Origin of the sequence: Arthrobacter sp. CAU 1506, from assembly GCF_005047635.1 — a bacterium.
Taxonomy (GTDB): Bacteria; Actinomycetota; Actinomycetes; order Actinomycetales; family Micrococcaceae; genus Crystallibacter.
The window spans coordinates 258606-274147 of sequence record NZ_SUKC01000002.1 but is presented as its reverse complement, the minus strand read 5'-3'; the positions used below and the strand labels follow the sequence as shown (position 1 = coordinate 274147).

Annotated in this window: 14 protein-coding genes; 11 read left to right on the top strand and 3 right to left on the bottom strand. The window is 66.5% G+C overall.

Going from position 1 to position 15542, the window contains the following annotated elements; genetic code table 11:
- The first annotated feature begins 65 nt into the window (after nt 1–65).
- The 7 genes from rsgA to E4J89_RS03910 all read left to right on the top strand — a co-directional run bounded on the left by rsgA (nt 66) and on the right by E4J89_RS03910 (nt 7094).
- Nucleotides 66–1178, top strand: a complete 1113-nt coding sequence (rsgA, locus tag E4J89_RS03940; RefSeq protein WP_240691693.1) for a ribosome small subunit-dependent GTPase A — start codon at nt 66–68, stop codon at nt 1176–1178.
- 139 nt (nt 1179–1317) lie between these two features.
- Nucleotides 1318–2379: an ABC transporter ATP-binding protein gene (locus E4J89_RS03935; RefSeq protein WP_136785007.1), complete on the top strand. Its 1062-nt coding sequence runs from the start codon at nt 1318–1320 to the stop codon at nt 2377–2379.
- The gene (locus E4J89_RS03930) at nt 2379–3146 is read left to right on the top strand and encodes an ABC transporter permease (protein WP_136784791.1); all 768 of its coding nucleotides are present in this window, start codon (nt 2379–2381) and stop codon (nt 3144–3146) included. The genes E4J89_RS03935 and E4J89_RS03930 overlap by 1 nt, the downstream gene beginning before the upstream one ends.
- The gene (locus E4J89_RS03925; protein ID WP_136784790.1) at nt 3143–3862 is read left to right on the top strand and encodes an ABC transporter permease; all 720 of its coding nucleotides are present in this window, start codon (nt 3143–3145) and stop codon (nt 3860–3862) included. Before E4J89_RS03930 ends, E4J89_RS03925 begins: the two co-directional genes overlap by 4 nt.
- 10 nt (nt 3863–3872) lie before the next feature.
- Nucleotides 3873–4859 carry an ABC transporter substrate-binding protein gene (locus E4J89_RS03920; RefSeq protein ID WP_136784789.1) on the top strand — a complete coding sequence of 329 codons (987 nt, stop codon included), beginning with the start codon at nt 3873–3875 and terminating at the stop codon, nt 4857–4859.
- A 72-nt stretch (nt 4860–4931) separates the two neighbouring features.
- Nucleotides 4932–6146 carry a pyridoxal phosphate-dependent aminotransferase gene (locus tag E4J89_RS03915; protein WP_136784788.1) on the top strand — a complete coding sequence of 405 codons (1215 nt, stop codon included), beginning with the start codon at nt 4932–4934 and terminating at the stop codon, nt 6144–6146.
- 87 nt (nt 6147–6233) lie between these two features.
- Nucleotides 6234–7094 (top strand): polyphosphate kinase 2 family protein, encoded by an 861-nt coding sequence (locus E4J89_RS03910; RefSeq protein ID WP_136784787.1) that lies wholly within the window; start codon nt 6234–6236, stop codon nt 7092–7094.
- A 120-nt stretch (nt 7095–7214) separates the two neighbouring features.
- Here the strand turns inward: E4J89_RS03910 and E4J89_RS03905 are convergent, their stop codons facing one another.
- Nucleotides 7215–7499, bottom strand: a complete 285-nt coding sequence (locus tag E4J89_RS03905; RefSeq protein WP_136784786.1) for an exodeoxyribonuclease VII small subunit — start codon at nt 7497–7499, stop codon at nt 7215–7217.
- Nucleotides 7500–7559: 60 nt separating this feature from the next.
- Nucleotides 7560–8816: an exodeoxyribonuclease VII large subunit gene (xseA, locus tag E4J89_RS03900; protein WP_136784785.1), complete on the bottom strand. Its 1257-nt coding sequence runs from the start codon at nt 8814–8816 to the stop codon at nt 7560–7562.
- A gap of 541 nt (nt 8817–9357) precedes the next feature.
- Between xseA and E4J89_RS03895 the strand changes: the two genes are divergently transcribed.
- The 3 genes from E4J89_RS03895 (at nt 9358) to E4J89_RS03885 (ending at nt 12684) form a co-directional block, all read left to right on the top strand.
- Nucleotides 9358–10590, top strand: coding sequence for an RNA-guided endonuclease TnpB family protein (locus E4J89_RS03895; protein WP_136784784.1), 1233 nt, complete (start codon nt 9358–9360; stop codon nt 10588–10590).
- A 156-nt stretch (nt 10591–10746) separates the two neighbouring features.
- The gene (locus E4J89_RS03890) at nt 10747–11589 is read left to right on the top strand and encodes a hypothetical protein (protein ID WP_136784783.1); all 843 of its coding nucleotides are present in this window, start codon (nt 10747–10749) and stop codon (nt 11587–11589) included.
- A 9-nt stretch (nt 11590–11598) separates the two neighbouring features.
- Complete coding sequence (locus tag E4J89_RS03885; RefSeq protein WP_136784782.1) at nt 11599–12684, top strand: 4-hydroxy-3-methylbut-2-enyl diphosphate reductase; 1086 nt, start codon at nt 11599–11601, stop codon at nt 12682–12684.
- Between the two features lie 152 nt (nt 12685–12836).
- Here E4J89_RS03885 and rmuC read toward each other — a convergent pair whose 3' ends face one another.
- Nucleotides 12837–14048: a DNA recombination protein RmuC gene (gene rmuC, locus E4J89_RS03880; RefSeq protein ID WP_136784781.1), complete on the bottom strand. Its 1212-nt coding sequence runs from the start codon at nt 14046–14048 to the stop codon at nt 12837–12839.
- 78 nt (nt 14049–14126) lie between these two features.
- On the opposite strand from rmuC, the gene ychF reads away from it, so the two are divergent.
- Complete coding sequence (gene ychF / locus E4J89_RS03875; RefSeq protein ID WP_136784780.1) at nt 14127–15212, top strand: redox-regulated ATPase YchF; 1086 nt, start codon at nt 14127–14129, stop codon at nt 15210–15212.
- Nucleotides 15213–15542 lie beyond the last annotated feature (330 nt).

Sequence of the window (15542 nt, the reverse complement as noted above, 5' to 3'; positions counted from 1 at the left end):
GCTCCAGCCGCGGCTAGCCGCCGGAACATCCGGCCCGGGGGCCTCAAGTTCCCGAGGTAACCGTCGTGACCGACCAACCCACACCGCACTCCCTGCTGCACAGCTACGGCTATACCGACCGCATCGCCGCGCTGTTCAGGGACCAATTTTCCAACCCCCGACTCCGACCGGCCCGGGTGGTGCGCACCGATCGGGGGCGTGTCCTGCTGGCAACCGACAGCAGTCTGTTGCACCTGACTACTGCAGGACTGCCGCAGCCGCCGGCCACGGGCGACTGGGTGGCCTTCGAACCCGGCCGCCCGGCGTCCGCGGGCGGCCCGGCCATCGCCGGGCTGCTGCCGCGATTCTCCGTGCTCTCCCGCAAACAGGCCTACGATCCGCTCTCAACCGAACAGATCCTGGCTACCAACATGGACCTCATCGGCGTGGTGGTGCCGTTCGACCGGCCGCTCTCGGCGAACCGGCTGGAACGGACGCTGGTTGCTGTATGGGATTCGGGCGCCGCGCCGCTGGTCATCTTGACCAAGGCGGACCTCTGCGGCCAGCATGACGAGGTCGCCGCCCAGATCGTGGAACAGGCCGCCGGCGCCGAAGTCCTGGCCACCAGCGCGGAAACGGGCGATGGCATAGACGCCCTGGCCGGGCATCTGGGCTCGGGCAGGTCGATGGCCTTGCTCGGACCGTCCGGGGCAGGCAAATCCAGTCTGATCAACGCCCTGGTGGGCAGGGACGTGCAGGACGCCGGAGCAGTACGCGCCGGCGACGGCAAGGGCCGGCATACCACCACGGCGCGCGAACTCATTCCGCTGCCCAACGGCGCAGTGCTGATGGACACCCCCGGCATCCGGGGCTTCGCCCTCTGGGATGCAGAGGACGGGCTGGGGACGGTGTTCGGCGATATCGAAGAGCTCGCTGCCGATTGCCGGTTCAACGACTGCTCCCATGAGACCGAGCCCGGCTGCGCGGTCCGGCAGGCGCTCGCCGACGGCAGCCTGGAGCGGCGTCGCTGGGAGAGCTACCGGAAGATGGGACGGGAACTGGCCAACCTGCACCTGCGGCAAAACGTGGCCGAGCAGCGGCGGACCGGCCGGCAGTTCGCCAAGCTGGCCAAGGCTGCCGCGCAAGCCAAGGACTACCGCGGACGGCGGGAACCACGTGCAGGCGGGCCGCGGAGGTGATTAGACTCAGAGCCAGCACTTCTGCGGGCCCGCCGGCCGCAGGATCTCCCACGGAAGGTTCAGCATGACCGAGCCCATACAGCCGACTGCCCTTCCGACTGACCGGTCGGCCGGAGTCGCCACGGATGGGGCCCGCCCGATGGTGGAGTTCCGTAACGTCACGAAGACCTATGCGGGACAACCGGCCGTCCAGGACCTGACCCTGGACATTGAACGCGGTTCGATCACCGTTTTCGTGGGTCCCTCGGGCTGTGGCAAAACCACTTCGCTCCGGATGATTAACCGGATGGTGGAGCCGACCGTTGGTTCCGTGCTGGTGGACGGCCAGGATGTCTCCGCCCAACCCGCCGCAGCCCTGCGCCGCTCCATGGGCTACGTCATGCAGTCGGCCGGGCTGCTGCCGCACCGAACCGTCCTGGACAACGTGGCCACGGTACCGCGGCTCAACGGCGTGCGCCGTGCTGCGGCCCGGAAGCGCGCCGCAGAACTGCTCGACGTCGTCGGGCTGGCGCCGGAGCTGGGCAGCCGCTATCCGGTCCAGCTCTCCGGCGGCCAGCAGCAACGTGTCGGGGTGGCCCGGGCGCTCGCGGCCGATCCACCGATCCTGCTGATGGACGAGCCGTTCAGCGCGGTGGATCCGGTGGTCCGCGCCGAGCTGCAGCAGGAATTGCTGCGGCTGCAACAGCACCTGGCCAAAACCATCGTGTTCGTCACCCACGACATCGACGAAGCGACCATCCTCGGTGACAAGCTGGCGGTCTTCGCCACCGGCGGGCGCTTGGCGCAGTACGGCACGCCGGAGGAAGTCCTGCGGGCGCCGGTGGACGAATTTGTGGCCGGCTTCGTCGGCCGGGACCGCGGCTTCCGCTCCCTGTCTTTCAACAGTGCGGCCGGCCTAACCCTGATGCCGGCCACCACCGCAACCGCAGACCGGATTGGGCAAGCGCCTCGGGAGGGCTGGCTGTTGCTGACCAACGACGGCGGCGGACCGGCCGGGTGGCTGCCGCCGGGCGAGCGCGACCCGGCAAAGGCACTGATTGGGGGATCGCTGTTCACGCCCGGCTCCAGCCTGCGGCAGGCACTGGACGCGGCGCTGTCCTCGCCCTCCGGGGCTGGGGTCGCCGTCGATGCCGCAGGCCGCGTCGCCGGACTGATCGACCCCGCAGCCGTGCTGCAGCGGCTGCAGGCGGACGGCAGCTGATGGACTGGTTCCTGGCCAACTTTCCCTATGTGATGGAGCTGAGCGGGCTCCATTTGTTCCAGGCTGTGGTTCCGCTGGTGCTCGGCCTGGTGGCGTCGTTGCCGCTGGGCTACCTGGCCTGGCGGATCCACGCCGTCCGCGGACTGATCCTGTCCCTGTCCTCGGTGCTGTACACCATTCCCTCGCTGGCCCTGTTCGTGATCCTGCCGGTGATCCTGGGCACCGGCATCCTGGAAATGTCCAACCTCATCGTCGCGCTGACCGTGTATACCGTTGCGCTGCTGGTCCGCTCTGTGGTCGATGCGCTGGAATCGGTGGACGACGGCGTCCGGCAAGCCGCGGCGGCAATGGGCTACCGGCCGGTGCGCCGCTTCTTCCAGGTGGATTTGCCGCTGTGCATCCCGGTGCTGGTTGCCGGCCTGCGGGTGGTGTCGGTGAGCAACATATCGGTGGCCAGCGTGGGCGCGCTGATCGGTGTCCCGAACCTCGGCTTCCTGTTCACTGACGGACTGCTGCGCAACTTCATGACCGAAATCCTGGTCGGAATCTTCATGACCTTGGTGCTCGCGGCGCTGATGGATGCGTTCCTGGTGCTGCTGGAGCGAGCACTCACCCCGTGGCTGCGCCGGCACAAGGCTGACCGCGGATCCGCGGCGCTCTCCGGTGCCGAACCCGGTGGCGAGTCGGAACCGGGGGACGGCCCAGCGGCGCAGGAAACCGGCCCGGAACAGCGGCCCGATGCTGCACAGGCGGCGGTGCGCGGATGAATCTCTTCGAGCAGACAGCGGCGTGGTTCGCCGATCCGGCCAATTGGACCGGACCGGCCGGCATCCCGGCCAGGCTGGCCGAGCACCTCTTCTACAGCGGCCTGACCCTGGTGATCGCGGCGGCCATCGCCGTGCCGTTGGGATTGTTCGTCGGCCACACCGGTAAGGGCCGCGTCGCCGTCGTCGGGCTGGCCAGCGGGCTGCGGGCCTTGCCAACACTGGGGCTGCTGACACTGTTTGTCATCCTGATGGGCCTGGGCCTCATGCCGCCGATCTACGCGCTGGTGATCCTGGCCATCCCGCCGCTGCTGGCGGGCACCTACTCCGGGATAGCCGCCGTCGACCGCCCGCTGGTGGACGCCGCGCGGGCGATGGGCATGACCGAATGGCAGGTGCTGTTCCGCGCCGAAGTGCCCAATGCGCTGCCGGTGCTGCTGGGCGGGGTACGAGCCGCCGTGCTGCAGGTCATCGCCACGGTCTCGGTGGTCGCCTACATCAATCTCGGCGGTCTCGGCCGCTATCTGATCGACGGGCTTGCCGTCCGCGACCCGGTACGGCTGTTTGCCGGCGCGCTGCTGATCGCCGCGCTGGCCCTGGTGGCCGATGCCGTATTGGCAGTGGTGCAGAAAGTCGCAGTATCGCCCGGCGTGCGCGGCGCCGCCTCCGGGCCAAAAGGCAGGACAAGTAAGGTTAGGGCAGCCAGTGCCGGCACATGAGGAGACAAGCATGAATAACCACCCCCGGATCAATGCACACAACCAGGGCGGCAAGAACAGGCCCCAGACTGCACGGCGGAGCGTGCTCGCCGCCGGAACGGCGGCGCTGGCGCTGGTCTTGGCCGCCTGCGGCGGCGGTTCCAACCCGCTGGAGGAAGGGACGCCGGGATCGGAGGCCAGCTCGGGCGGATCCCTGGTGATCGGTTCCAGCGGCGGCACGGAAAGCCAGATTATTGCCGAGCTCTACGCCGGTGCCCTGACCGCCGCCGGCTTTGACGTCAGCACGAAGCCCGGCATTGGCTCCCGGGAGGTCTACGTGAAGGCCGTTGAGGAAGGGTCCGTGGACGTGATCCCGGATTACAGCGGAAACCTCCTGCTGTTCCTGGACACCGGCGCGACGGCGGCCTCCGCGAAGGATGTCATGGCGGCGCTGCCGGCCGCCATGCCGGAGGGGCTCAGTGTGCTGGAGCCGGCTTCGGCGGAGAGCAAGGACGCCATGGTGGTGACCAAGGCAACGGCGGAGAAACACAAGCTGACCTCGATCGAGGACATGGCCCCGGTCTGTGGCGAACTGGTGATCGGCGCCAACCCGGAGTTCGCCGAGCGTGAATACGGCCTGCCGGGACTGAAGGCGCACTACAACTGCGTACCCAAGTCCTTTGAACCGATCAACGACTACGGCGGACCGACGACGCTCAATGCGTTGATCACTGACAAGATCCAGGTGGCCGATATCTACACCACCACCCCTTCCATCGAGGACAACGACTTGGTGGTGCTTGAGGACCCGAAGAACAACTTCATCGCGCAGCAGGTGCTGCCGCTGGTCCGCACCGATTCCGTGGATGAGGCGGCTGCCAAGGTGCTCAACGAAGTCTCGGCGGCATTGACCACCGAGGACCTGATCGACCTCAACCGGCAGGTCAGCGGCGATGAAAAGCGCAACCCGTCCGACGCAGCCGCCGATTGGCTGGCCAAAAAGGGCTTGACCGACTAGCGCTTTGCGCAGCGTTACGAACGCGCCGCTCCGGTCGCCGGAGCGGCGCGTTCGGTGTGCGAAGATTTCTGGATGGCCGAGTTCAAGCAGTCCAACAAGCTCCACAACGTCCTCTACGACATCCGCGGCCCGTTGCTCGAGCACGCACAGCGGATGGAGTCCGAGGGTCAACGTATCCTCAAACTGAACATCGGAAACCCAGCGCCGTTCGGATTCGAAGCGCCGGACGCGATTCTGGTGGACGTGATCCGCAATCTGCCCACCGCGCAGGGCTATAGCGATTCACGCGGCATCTTCTCCGCCAGGACCGCCGTGTCGCAGTACTACCAGACGCGCGGCATCCAGGAGATCGGCGTGGACGACGTCTACCTGGGCAACGGCGTCAGCGAGCTGATCACCATGAGCCTGCAGGCCCTGCTGAACAACGGCGACGAGGTGCTCATCCCGGCGCCGGACTATCCGCTCTGGACCGCCTCGGTATCGCTGGCCGGGGGCCATCCGGTGCACTATCTCTGTGTCGAGGAAGAGGGCTGGCTGCCCGACCTGGAAGACATGGAACGGAAGATCACCCCCAACACCAAGGGGATCGTGATCATCAACCCGAACAACCCCACGGGTGCCGTCTACCCGAGGCACATCCTCGAGGGCATGCTGGAACTGGCGCGCAAGCACAACCTAGTGGTGTTTTCGGATGAGATCTACGAGAAGATCCTGTACGAAGATGCCGAGCATGTGAACACGGCGCTGCTGGCCGACGACGTCTTGGTCCTGACCTTCAGCGGGCTCTCCAAGGCCTACCGGGTGTGCGGCTTCCGCAGCGGCTGGATGGCCATCTCCGGGCCCAAGCATCTGGCCGCGGACTACATCGAGGGCATCAACCTGCTCACGAACATGCGGCTGTGCGCGAATGTTCCGGCGCAGCACGCGATCCAGACCGCCTTGGGCGGACACCAAAGCATCAACGACCTGATCCTGCCCGGCGGCAGGCTGCTGGAACAGCGGAACAAGGCCTACGACTTGCTTAACGCCATCCCCGGTGTCAGCACCCAGCAGGCCAGGGGAGCGCTCTACCTGTTCCCGAAACTGGACCCGGAAGTCTATCCGATCAAAGACGACGAGCAGTTCGCGTTGGACCTGCTCAAGCAGCAGAAGATCCTGATCTCGCACGGCCGGGCGTTCAACTGGACCCAGCCGGACCACTTCCGCCTGGTCACCTTGCCGAACGTGGATGTCTTGACCGAAGCAGTCGGGCGGATCGAGGAGTTCCTGGCCGGATACCGGCAGTAGCTGGCGGACCCGCCGTAGCCGCGCCGCCCACGCTTGGGTAGGCTTTCCCCACTGCACGCCAGGTGGCATGCCGAACGGAGGACGAGGGTGGAAGAGACTGCGTTGCCGGAGTTCACGCGGAGTCCGTCGGAGCTTCTGCAGGTAGGACCGGGGTTTGATCTGGCCGCCGTGGACACCGGCAGCACACCGGGGTTTGACGGCGGGAAGGCCGAGGGCAAAAAGTTGCTCGCATCCTCTGACCGACGCCTGTCCGAACTGCAGGAACGGCTCTTTGCGCAGAGCCGCGGCGGGGCACGCGACGCGGTCCTGCTGGTGCTGCAAGGCATGGATACTTCCGGCAAAGGCGGGATCGTGCGGCATGTGGTCGGAGCGGCCGACCCGCAGGGCGTGTCCCACCATGCGTTTAAGGCCCCGACGCCGGAAGAGTTGGAACACGATTTTCTCTGGCGGGTGGAGCGGGAGTTGCCCGGGCCGGGCCTGATCGGGGTCTTCGACCGGTCGCACTACGAAGACGTGCTCATCCACCGAGTGCACGGGCTTTCGTCCAAGGATGTGGTGGAAGCCCGCTATGGCCAGATCAACGACTTCGAGTCGTCGCTGGCGGGCAGAGACATTCGGCTGGTCAAAGTCATGCTGCACCTCGGCAAGGCCGAACAGGGCAAACGCTTGCTTGAGCGGCTGGACCGGCCGGACAAATACTGGAAGTACGACCCGGGCGACGTAGACGAACGCCGCTTCTGGGACGAGTACCAACAGGCCTATCAGGTGATGCTGGACCGGACCAGCACCCCGGAGGCGCCGTGGTTCGTCGTGCCCGCGGACAACAAGTGGTACGCCCGGATTGCCGTGCAGGAGTTGCTGCTGCAGGCGTTGGAAGCCATCGACCCGCAGTGGCCACCGGCCCACTTCGACGTCGCCGAGGAAAAGGCCCGGCTCGCGGACTCGTAGCAGCGGCCTGACGGCAACCGCCGAGGGGCGTCCCGCCGCGCCGTGGCGGACCGTGTCGGACTTTCCTGCCGCGGCAAACCCTCCCCGGGGCGCCCCCGGGGTGCCGGGGCGCCGGCCGGGCTAGAGCGGGGAAACCGGAGAAACCGGAGTACCCGCACTGCCCGGACTGAGCGGCGACTGCCCGTCGTTGGTCACACTGCGGGCGGCGTCCAACCTTTGCCGCGCGCCTTCCAGCCAGGCTTCGCAGCGGGCGGCCAGCGCTTCGCCGCGTTCCCACAGTGCCAGGGACTGCTCAAGGCTGGCGCCGCCGGCTTCCAGCTGGCTGACCACTGCTACCAGCTCTTCGCGCGCCTGTTCATAGGACAAGGACGCGACATCGGCCGGCACTGCTGGCTGCTCTGTCATCGGATTCTCGCTTTCGCTGCAGGTCAATTTGTTGGAGTCTGTGGGGTTTCGGGTGCGATCTCAGGGGAGTGTCTCGGCAGCGACCTCGCCGACCGCGAGGCGAAGGCGCAGCCGGGTTCCTGCCGGAGCATCGGCCGCATCACGCAGCACGTGGCCGTCCGGCAACTGGGCCACGGCATAGCCGCGGTCCAGTGTGTTCTGAGGCGAAAGCGCCCGTACCTGCGCTTTGAGGTGGGCAATCCGGTCGGTATCCCGGTGCACGGCCGCGGAAACCGCTTGGTGGGCCCGAGAAGTCAGCCGGTGGATGTCGTCCGCCCGGACATCCACCATGCCGGCAGGATTGGCCATCACCGGGCGGCTGCGCAAGGTGGCCAGCCGCTCGGTTTCGCGGTGTACCAGTTGCTCCACCCGCCGGGCCAGCATGGCGCGGGCCTGGCCGATCCGGTGCAGTTCCTCGCTGACTTCCGGGACAATGCGCTTGGCGGCATCAGTGGGTGTCGAGGCGCGCAGGTCCGCGACGTCGTCGAGCAGCGGACGGTCTGCTTCGTGCCCGATGGCGCTGACAACCGGCGTGGCTGCCGCGGCCACCGCGCGCACCAGGTCTTCGTTGCTGAACGGCAGCAGATCCTCCAGGGATCCGCCTCCGCGGGCGATGACAATGACGTCCACATCCTGGCGGGCGTCGAGTTCCGCGAGGGCCCGCATCACCTGGGCGACCGCGTTCACGCCCTGGACGGCAACCTCGCGCACCTCGAATTCGACGGCCGGCCAGCGCAGCGAGGCATTCCGGATCACGTCCTTCATGGCGTCGGAATCCCGGCCGGTGATCAAGCCGATGCGGTGCGGCAGCAGCGGCAGCCGCTGCTTGCGCGACGGGTCGAACAGTCCTTCGGCGGCCAGCGCGCGGCGCAGCCGCTCCAACCTCACCAGCAAGTCTCCGAGCCCCACCGGTCTGATATCGCGGGTCTGCATGGTCAGCCGCCCGGTCTTGACGTAAAGGTCCGGCTTGATCTGTGCCACCACCCGGGACCCCGGCTCCAGCGGCATCTCCAGGCGTGCCATCACGCTGCCCCAGACCACCAGGCTGAAGGAGGCCTCGGCGTCGGTGTCCCGCAGGGTCAAGTAGGTTGTTGAGTTCCGGCGGTTGAGCTCAATGACTTGGCCCTCGACCCAGGTGGGCGGGACGCGGTCGATGTGCATCTTGAGCTTCTGGGACAGCATCCGCAGCGGCCAGGGGTTCTCTGCCGTGGTTTGGTTGGCAGTCGAGGGCAGGGTCGATTTACCGGTGTCCGCGCCTTGGACCCCGCCTGACTCCATGGATTGCCCCCTCCGGCAGTGTGCTTCCGTGTGCTTACGGCGGCTGCCGAAGACTCTACCTTTATAACGCGATTCACCTCCATCGTTCACGGCGATGGTGAATCGTGTGACGAGGCTGTGACTTTCACATGCCTCCCATGACATCCCGGGGCGCTCCTCCGGCTGTTCCCGGGGAGCAGGGCCGGACCAGAGATGGCAACCCCAGGGACGTTTGGTCAATTGCTCCGGCGGGACCGCGGCGCAGTTGCCGGGGGAGACCCCTTATTGAGGGAGTTGCTGGGCCTGGGTGCTGGACGGTGGCGGGGAACCCTGTCGGCAGGTGAACGTGGTTGTTTTCTCCGTTGAACCCGCGCAGTTGGCAGCCGAAGCCTAAGCAGTCCTTGGCAATGACTTTCTCACAGTCGTCCAGGATGGGGCCAGTCAACGCGCCCGCGCCGGTGCTTGGTTGCGGACACCAAAGTGTACGTGGCAGTCCCGGAGGATATGCCTTCTGCTGTGGATATCGGTACTTACTGTCGTAGGCAGCACCTATCTTAAAAGAATGTTGAAGCGCTACCGCTACCGGGTGTATCCGACCCCGGACCAGGAACAGTGTCTGGCCCGGGTGTTCGGGTGTGTTCGGGTGGTTTTCAACGATGCCGTCGCCGCCAGAAACCGGGCCCGCGAGACTGGCGACGTGTATTCGGGCCGTGCGGAGCTCTCGGCGGCCCTGACCGCGGCGAAGAGAACCCCGGAACGGGCGTGGCTGACCGAGGTTTCCTCGGTGGCCCTGCAGCAATCCCTGGCCGACGCGGAGGCCGCCTACCGGAACTTCTTCGACTCACTCAAGGGCAGACGCAAGGGCCGGAAGGTCCAGGCGCCCCGGTTCAAGTCCCGCCGGAATGCGACCCAGTCGGCGAGATTCACCCGCAACGCCGGCTTCGGACTGCGGAAGGTGGGCAGAGACCAGGGCATGTTGCGGTTGCCGAAGGTGGGCGAAGTCAAGACGGCCCTGTCCCGAGACCTGCCGGCGGCGCCGTCCTCGGTGACGATCATCCGGGAAGCCGACGGCCGCTACTATGCATCGTTCGTGGTGGACGTGGCCGCGATGCCCCGCCGGACTCCGAAGCATGCCACGGCCGGGATTGACCTGGGGTTGGAGCACTTGGCGGTCATCGCCTACAACGACGGGACTTCGGAGAAGGTGCAGAATCCACGGCATCTGAAGAAGAAACTCGCCAAACTCGCCACAGCCCAGCGCGAGCTGGCCCGGCGGCAGAAGGGCTCGACGAACCGGGAGAAGTCCCGGCGCAAGGTTGCCGTCCTGCACCGCAAGGTGCGCGAAACGCGCTTGGATCATCATCACAAGTTGGCCCGCAGGATCGTTGACGAAAACCAAGTCATCGGTACCGAAACCCTGGGCATTACTGGATTGGCCAGGACACGTCTGGCCAAGTCCGTCTACGACGCCGGCTGGGGCATGCTAATCCGGCTGATCGAAGAAAAGGCCGCCGAGGCCGGACGCACCCTGGTCAAGGCGGAGCGGTCGTTTCCATCCACACGGCTTTGCTCGGCGTGCGGGACCATCGGCGAAGCCCAGCCCCTGCACGTCCGGGCCTGGACATGCAGGTGCGGGGCGTTAAATGACCGGGACATCAACGCAGCAGTGAACCTGCTACGGGTCGCCGCAGGGCATGCGGAGACCCAACTAAACGCCTGTGGAGGGAAGGTAAGCCCGACGCCCGCGCCGGCACACCCCGACGAAACAGGAACCACCCTGAGCACAGCAGCCTGATGGCAGCGGCTCAGGGACTGCTCTCCATTCAGGGAGGGGAGGATGCCAAATTCTTATCAGCTATCCCTGCCACTGAAGTTTCCCTGTTGTACTGGTATAGGCGGCGCGGCGCTCCCCGGCGCGGGAGCACCGGGCAGACGAAGGACGGAGGCGGCCATGCGGGCAGTATTGGCCCTGGTCAGCGGATTACTCGCTGTGCTCCTCGCCGGCGCCGCACTGTGCGGAGCCTGGGCCAACCAGCGGGTGTTCGACCGTGACGGGTTCGTTTCGCTGGCTGCACCGCTAGGCGGCGATGCCGAGTTCCGTGCAGCGCTGGCCTCCGCAGTCACGGAAGAAGTTTCCGGAAGTGCAAACCTGCCGGCAGGCCTGCAGCAACTGGTGCTCCCCATCGTCGAGCGGACCGCCGGGGCGGTCACCGAGCTGGACGGTTTCCCGCAGGCGCTGAATGAGGCCTTGGCCAACTCGCACACCCTCACGCTGTCCGGCAAGACGGGGTCGGAAGCGGGGATCACCTTGGATATTGCCCCCATCGTGGACCTGGCGGTTACGCGGGTAGCGGAAGCGCTCGGCACCAATCTGCCGGTCCCGGAGCGCGTGCTGGTCCCTGTGGGGTCCGCCCAGACCGCGAGCCAATTGGCCTTTTGGCAGGACCTGGCGGCGCAGTGGTGGGTAGCCGCGCTGCTGGCGGGCGGTGCCCTGATGCTGATGCTGCTGGCCGCACGCCGACGGACCACCGCACTGGCCTGGGCCGGGATTGGCGCGGCTGCACTGGGTGGGCTCCTCTGGCTGGTGGCCGTGCAGGTGCCGCCCTTGGCCGAGGGCGCGGCAGGCCGCAGCGAACTTGCCGCCGCCTTCGTGGGGAGGCTGGCAGCGTTGGCCGTGGCTGATTTCCGCCCGTGGGCTGCCGTTTTTGCCGGCGTTGGACTAGTTGTTGCCGTGGCCGGATTCACCCTGCGGGCGTTGCTGGGCGGGGACCGGCGTAACAAGGCCACCGGCTAGCATAGAGGCATGGCCAGTACTGCAGTTTCCCTTTCCATGCCTACCGTTCCCCGCAAGCGCCGCACTCCAGACGAAGTTGCAGCAGCCGTGCCCGTGGACGGCGACAAGAAGGTGCTGTTGGCAGCTCCCCGCGGATACTGCGCTGGCGTGGACCGTGCGGTGATCGCGGTCGAAAAGGCACTGGAGCACTACGGTCCGCCGGTCTATGTTCGCAAGCAGATCGTCCACAACGTGCATGTTGTCTCCACATTGGAAGAGCAGGGCGCCATTTTCGTTGAAGAGACGGACGAGGTTCCGGAGGGGGCGTTGGTTGTCTTCTCCGCACACGGAGTGAGCCCCGCCGTGGTGCAGTCTGCTGCGGACCGGCAGTTGCGCACCATTGACGCCACCTGCCCGTTGGTCACCAAGGTGCACCGGGAAGCGGTGCGCTTTGCCCGCGACGGCAACGAGATCCTCCTGATTGGTCACGAGGGGCACGAAGAAGTCGAGGGAACCTACGGCGAAGCGCCGGACCACACCACGATCGTCAACAACCCGGACGAGGCGCGGACCGTGGAGGTGCGCGACCCGAACAAGCTGATCTGGCTCTCGCAGACGACGCTCTCCGTCGACGAGACACTGGAAATCGTCTCGATCCTGCGCGAACGCTTCCCGGCCCTGCAGGATCCGCCCAGTGACGACATCTGCTACGCCACCTCCAACCGCCAGGCGGCGATCAAGAAGATCGCTCCGCAGTCAGACTTGGTGATTGTGGTTGGCTCCGCGAACTCTTCCAACTCCGTCCGGCTGGTCGAGGTCGCCTTGGAATACGGCGCCAAAGCGGCCTACCGGGTGGACTTCGCGAACCAGGTGGATGAGTCCTGGTTCGAAGGGGTGGCGAGCGTGGGCGTGACCTCGGGCGCCTCGGTGCCCGAGGTGCTGGTGCGCGAAGTCTTGAGCCTGTTGGCCGACTACGGCTACGGCGAGGTGGAGGAAGTCGTCACCGCCCAGGAGGACATCCTGTTCTCGCTGCCCAAGGAACTGCGGGCCACGCTCAAGGAACGCGGCGATGACACGCGCGGCCTCGGCGGCAGGGTAGCCCGCCCCACCAGCTAAGCCGCAGGGCCGCGGCCCCAGCAAAGCTAAGCCCGGCCCCGGGCCGCGGGCGCCAGGTCCCGCGCCCCGGGCCAAGGGCCTCGAGCCGCTCGGCTGCCGGCCACCCGGCAGCCGAGCGGCCCGATAGGCCTATGCGCGGCGCCGGGGGAGCCTCAGGCGGCCGGATCCCTGTTTTCGATCAGCTCCGGTGCTGACAGCAGCCGGGGCGTGTTCTCCAGCGCTGCCGGTGCTGCGGGTTCCTCCAGCACCGTCGCGTCGAAGGCGTTGATCTTCCGCGCTGTCGGCAGCACCCTCGACTCCAAGGTCCCAACGAACGAGTTGTACCGTTCAACCGAGCTTTTCAGCGATGAGCCCAGCCGCGTGACGTGCTCGCCTAGCGTTCCGAGCCGCTCATAGAGCTGCCGCGACAGGTCGAAGATCTCGCGGGCATTGTCCTTGAGGACCTCTTGCCGCCAAGTGAACGCCACCGACTTGAGCGTGGCCAGCAGCGAGACGGGGGAGACCAAGGCAACGCTGCGGGCGAAGGCATGGTCCAGCAGCCCGGGATCAGCATGCAGGGCCGCGGACAGCACCGCTTCCGAGGGCAGGAAACACAGCACCAATTCCGGCGAGGCCTGCAGATTCTCCCAATATTTCCGCCCCGCCAAGGCGTCAACGTGGGCGCGCACCGCCTTGGCGTGGGCGGCCAGCAGGTCTGCACGCTGCTGCTGTTCGGCAGCCGATGCTGCGGCCGGGATCTCCTGGGCCTGCAGGTAGGCGCGCAGTGGCACCTTGGCGTCCGCCACGATGGTCTTCCCGCCGGGCAGCCGGATCAGCATGTCCGGGCGGCCGGTCCGGTCCGCGCCGGCCAGGTGGACCTGCTCATCAAAATCCACATGGGGGAGCATGCCGGCTGCCTCCACGACCCGGCGCAGTTGCACCTCGCCCCACTGGCCGCGCGCTGAGTTGGACTGCAACGCGGAGGCGAGTGTCTGGGTGGAACGCATCAGCGCCTCGTCACTGCGCTGGGCAGCGCGCAACTGCTCGGCCAACTGGCCAAACTGCTCCACCCGGTCCCGTTCAAGCAGGCTGACCTGCTGCTGGACCAGCTTGAGCTTCTCGCCGACCGGGATCAGGGCGCGCAGCACCGTGTTCTCTTGTTCATCCTGGGCGGAGAGCTGACGGTTCTGCTCGGCCAGCATCCGGCGCTCCGCCTCCACTCCGGCGAGGCGGGCCGAGAGCTCCGCCAGCCGGTCGCCGTCGTCCTTGGCAGCGTGCTGCAGATCCGCCAGGCGGCGGCGGAAAAGGACAGCCACGGCCACGGCCCCGGCCGCGGCGCCAATGAACAAGGCCAGAAGTGCGAGAAGTACATGCGATGCATCCATGTCTTCACATTGCCAGCTGCCTCGGACAAAACAGGGAACGCCGGTGGTTGTGTCCCGGCCACGGTATCCTTGACTACCGTGGCTCTAACTATTGGCATCGTCGGACTGCCCAACGTCGGCAAATCAACTCTTTTTAACGCGCTGACCCGCAACAGCGTGCTCGCGGCAAACTATCCGTTCGCCACCATCGAGCCGAACGTCGGCGTGGTTTCCTTGCCGGATCCCCGGCTGGACCAGCTGGCCGGGATCTTCGGGTCGCAGCGAATCCTTCCGGCAACCGTCTCCTTCGTGGACATCGCCGGCATCGTCAAGGGCGCCTCCGAGGGTGAAGGGCTGGGCAACCAGTTCCTGGCCAACATCCGCGAAGCACAGGCCATTGCCCAGGTCATCCGTGTCTTCGACGACCCCGACGTGGTGCACGTGGACGGCAAGGTGGACCCGCGCTCGGACATGGAGACTATCAACACCGAGCTGATCCTGGCCGACCTGCAGACCCTGGAGAAGGCCATTCCGCGGGTTGAGAAGGAAGTCAAGATCAAGAAGCGCGACGCCGCCGAGCTGGCCGCCATGCAGGCGGCGCAGGCGGTGCTGGAGCGCGGCGACACCGTCTTCGCCTCGGTGGAGAGCGACAAGCTCGACGTCGAGAACCTCAGGGAACTGAGCCTGCTCACCGCCAAGCCGTTCATCTACGTGTTTAACGTGGACGACGCCGTGCTCGCCAGCCCGGAGCGCCAGGCCGAACTGCGCGCGCTCGTGGAGCCGGCCGACTGCGTCTTCCTGGATGCCAAGTTGGAGGCGGACCTCGTGGAACTGGACGAGGAAGAGGCCCGCGAGATGCTGGAGATGAACGGCCAGGATGAATCCGGCCTGGACCAGCTGGCGCGGGTTGGCTTCCATACCCTGGGCCTGCAGACGTACTTGACCGCGGGGCCGAAGGAAGCGCGTGCCTGGACCATCAACCGGGGCGACACCGCGCCGCAGGCCGCCGGCGTCATCCACTCGGACTTCCAGCGCGGTTTCATCAAGGCCGAAGTGGTTTCATTCGCCGACCTGGTTGACGCAGGGTCCATGGCCGAGGCCAAGTCCCGCGGCAAGGTGCGGATCGAAGGCAAGGAATACGTGATGGCCGACGGCGACGTGGTCGAATTTAGATTCAACGTGTGATTCCTGACCTCAGGGGCTTGCGATGGGCCGGTAAGAACATGTGTTCTTACCGGCCCATCGTGTCCCTTTCACGTGTGTCTTCCGGCCGACGGGGAGCCGGCCACCACTTGAAGCAGTAGCCTCAACGCCCTCGGGGCAAGGCGGTCCCTGCTCCGTCCGTTGACACATACCCCCCATGGGTATATCAATGGAATACCGGAAAACGCCGTCACGCGCCCTTTAGGTGCTCAACGCAATGAAGGTCCTCACCCACACTGACAGGGCAGCTGCGACCTCCTCTGGGCTATCGGCTCAGGCATGACGCTTCTCGTCCCCGCAGGTTGATTACTA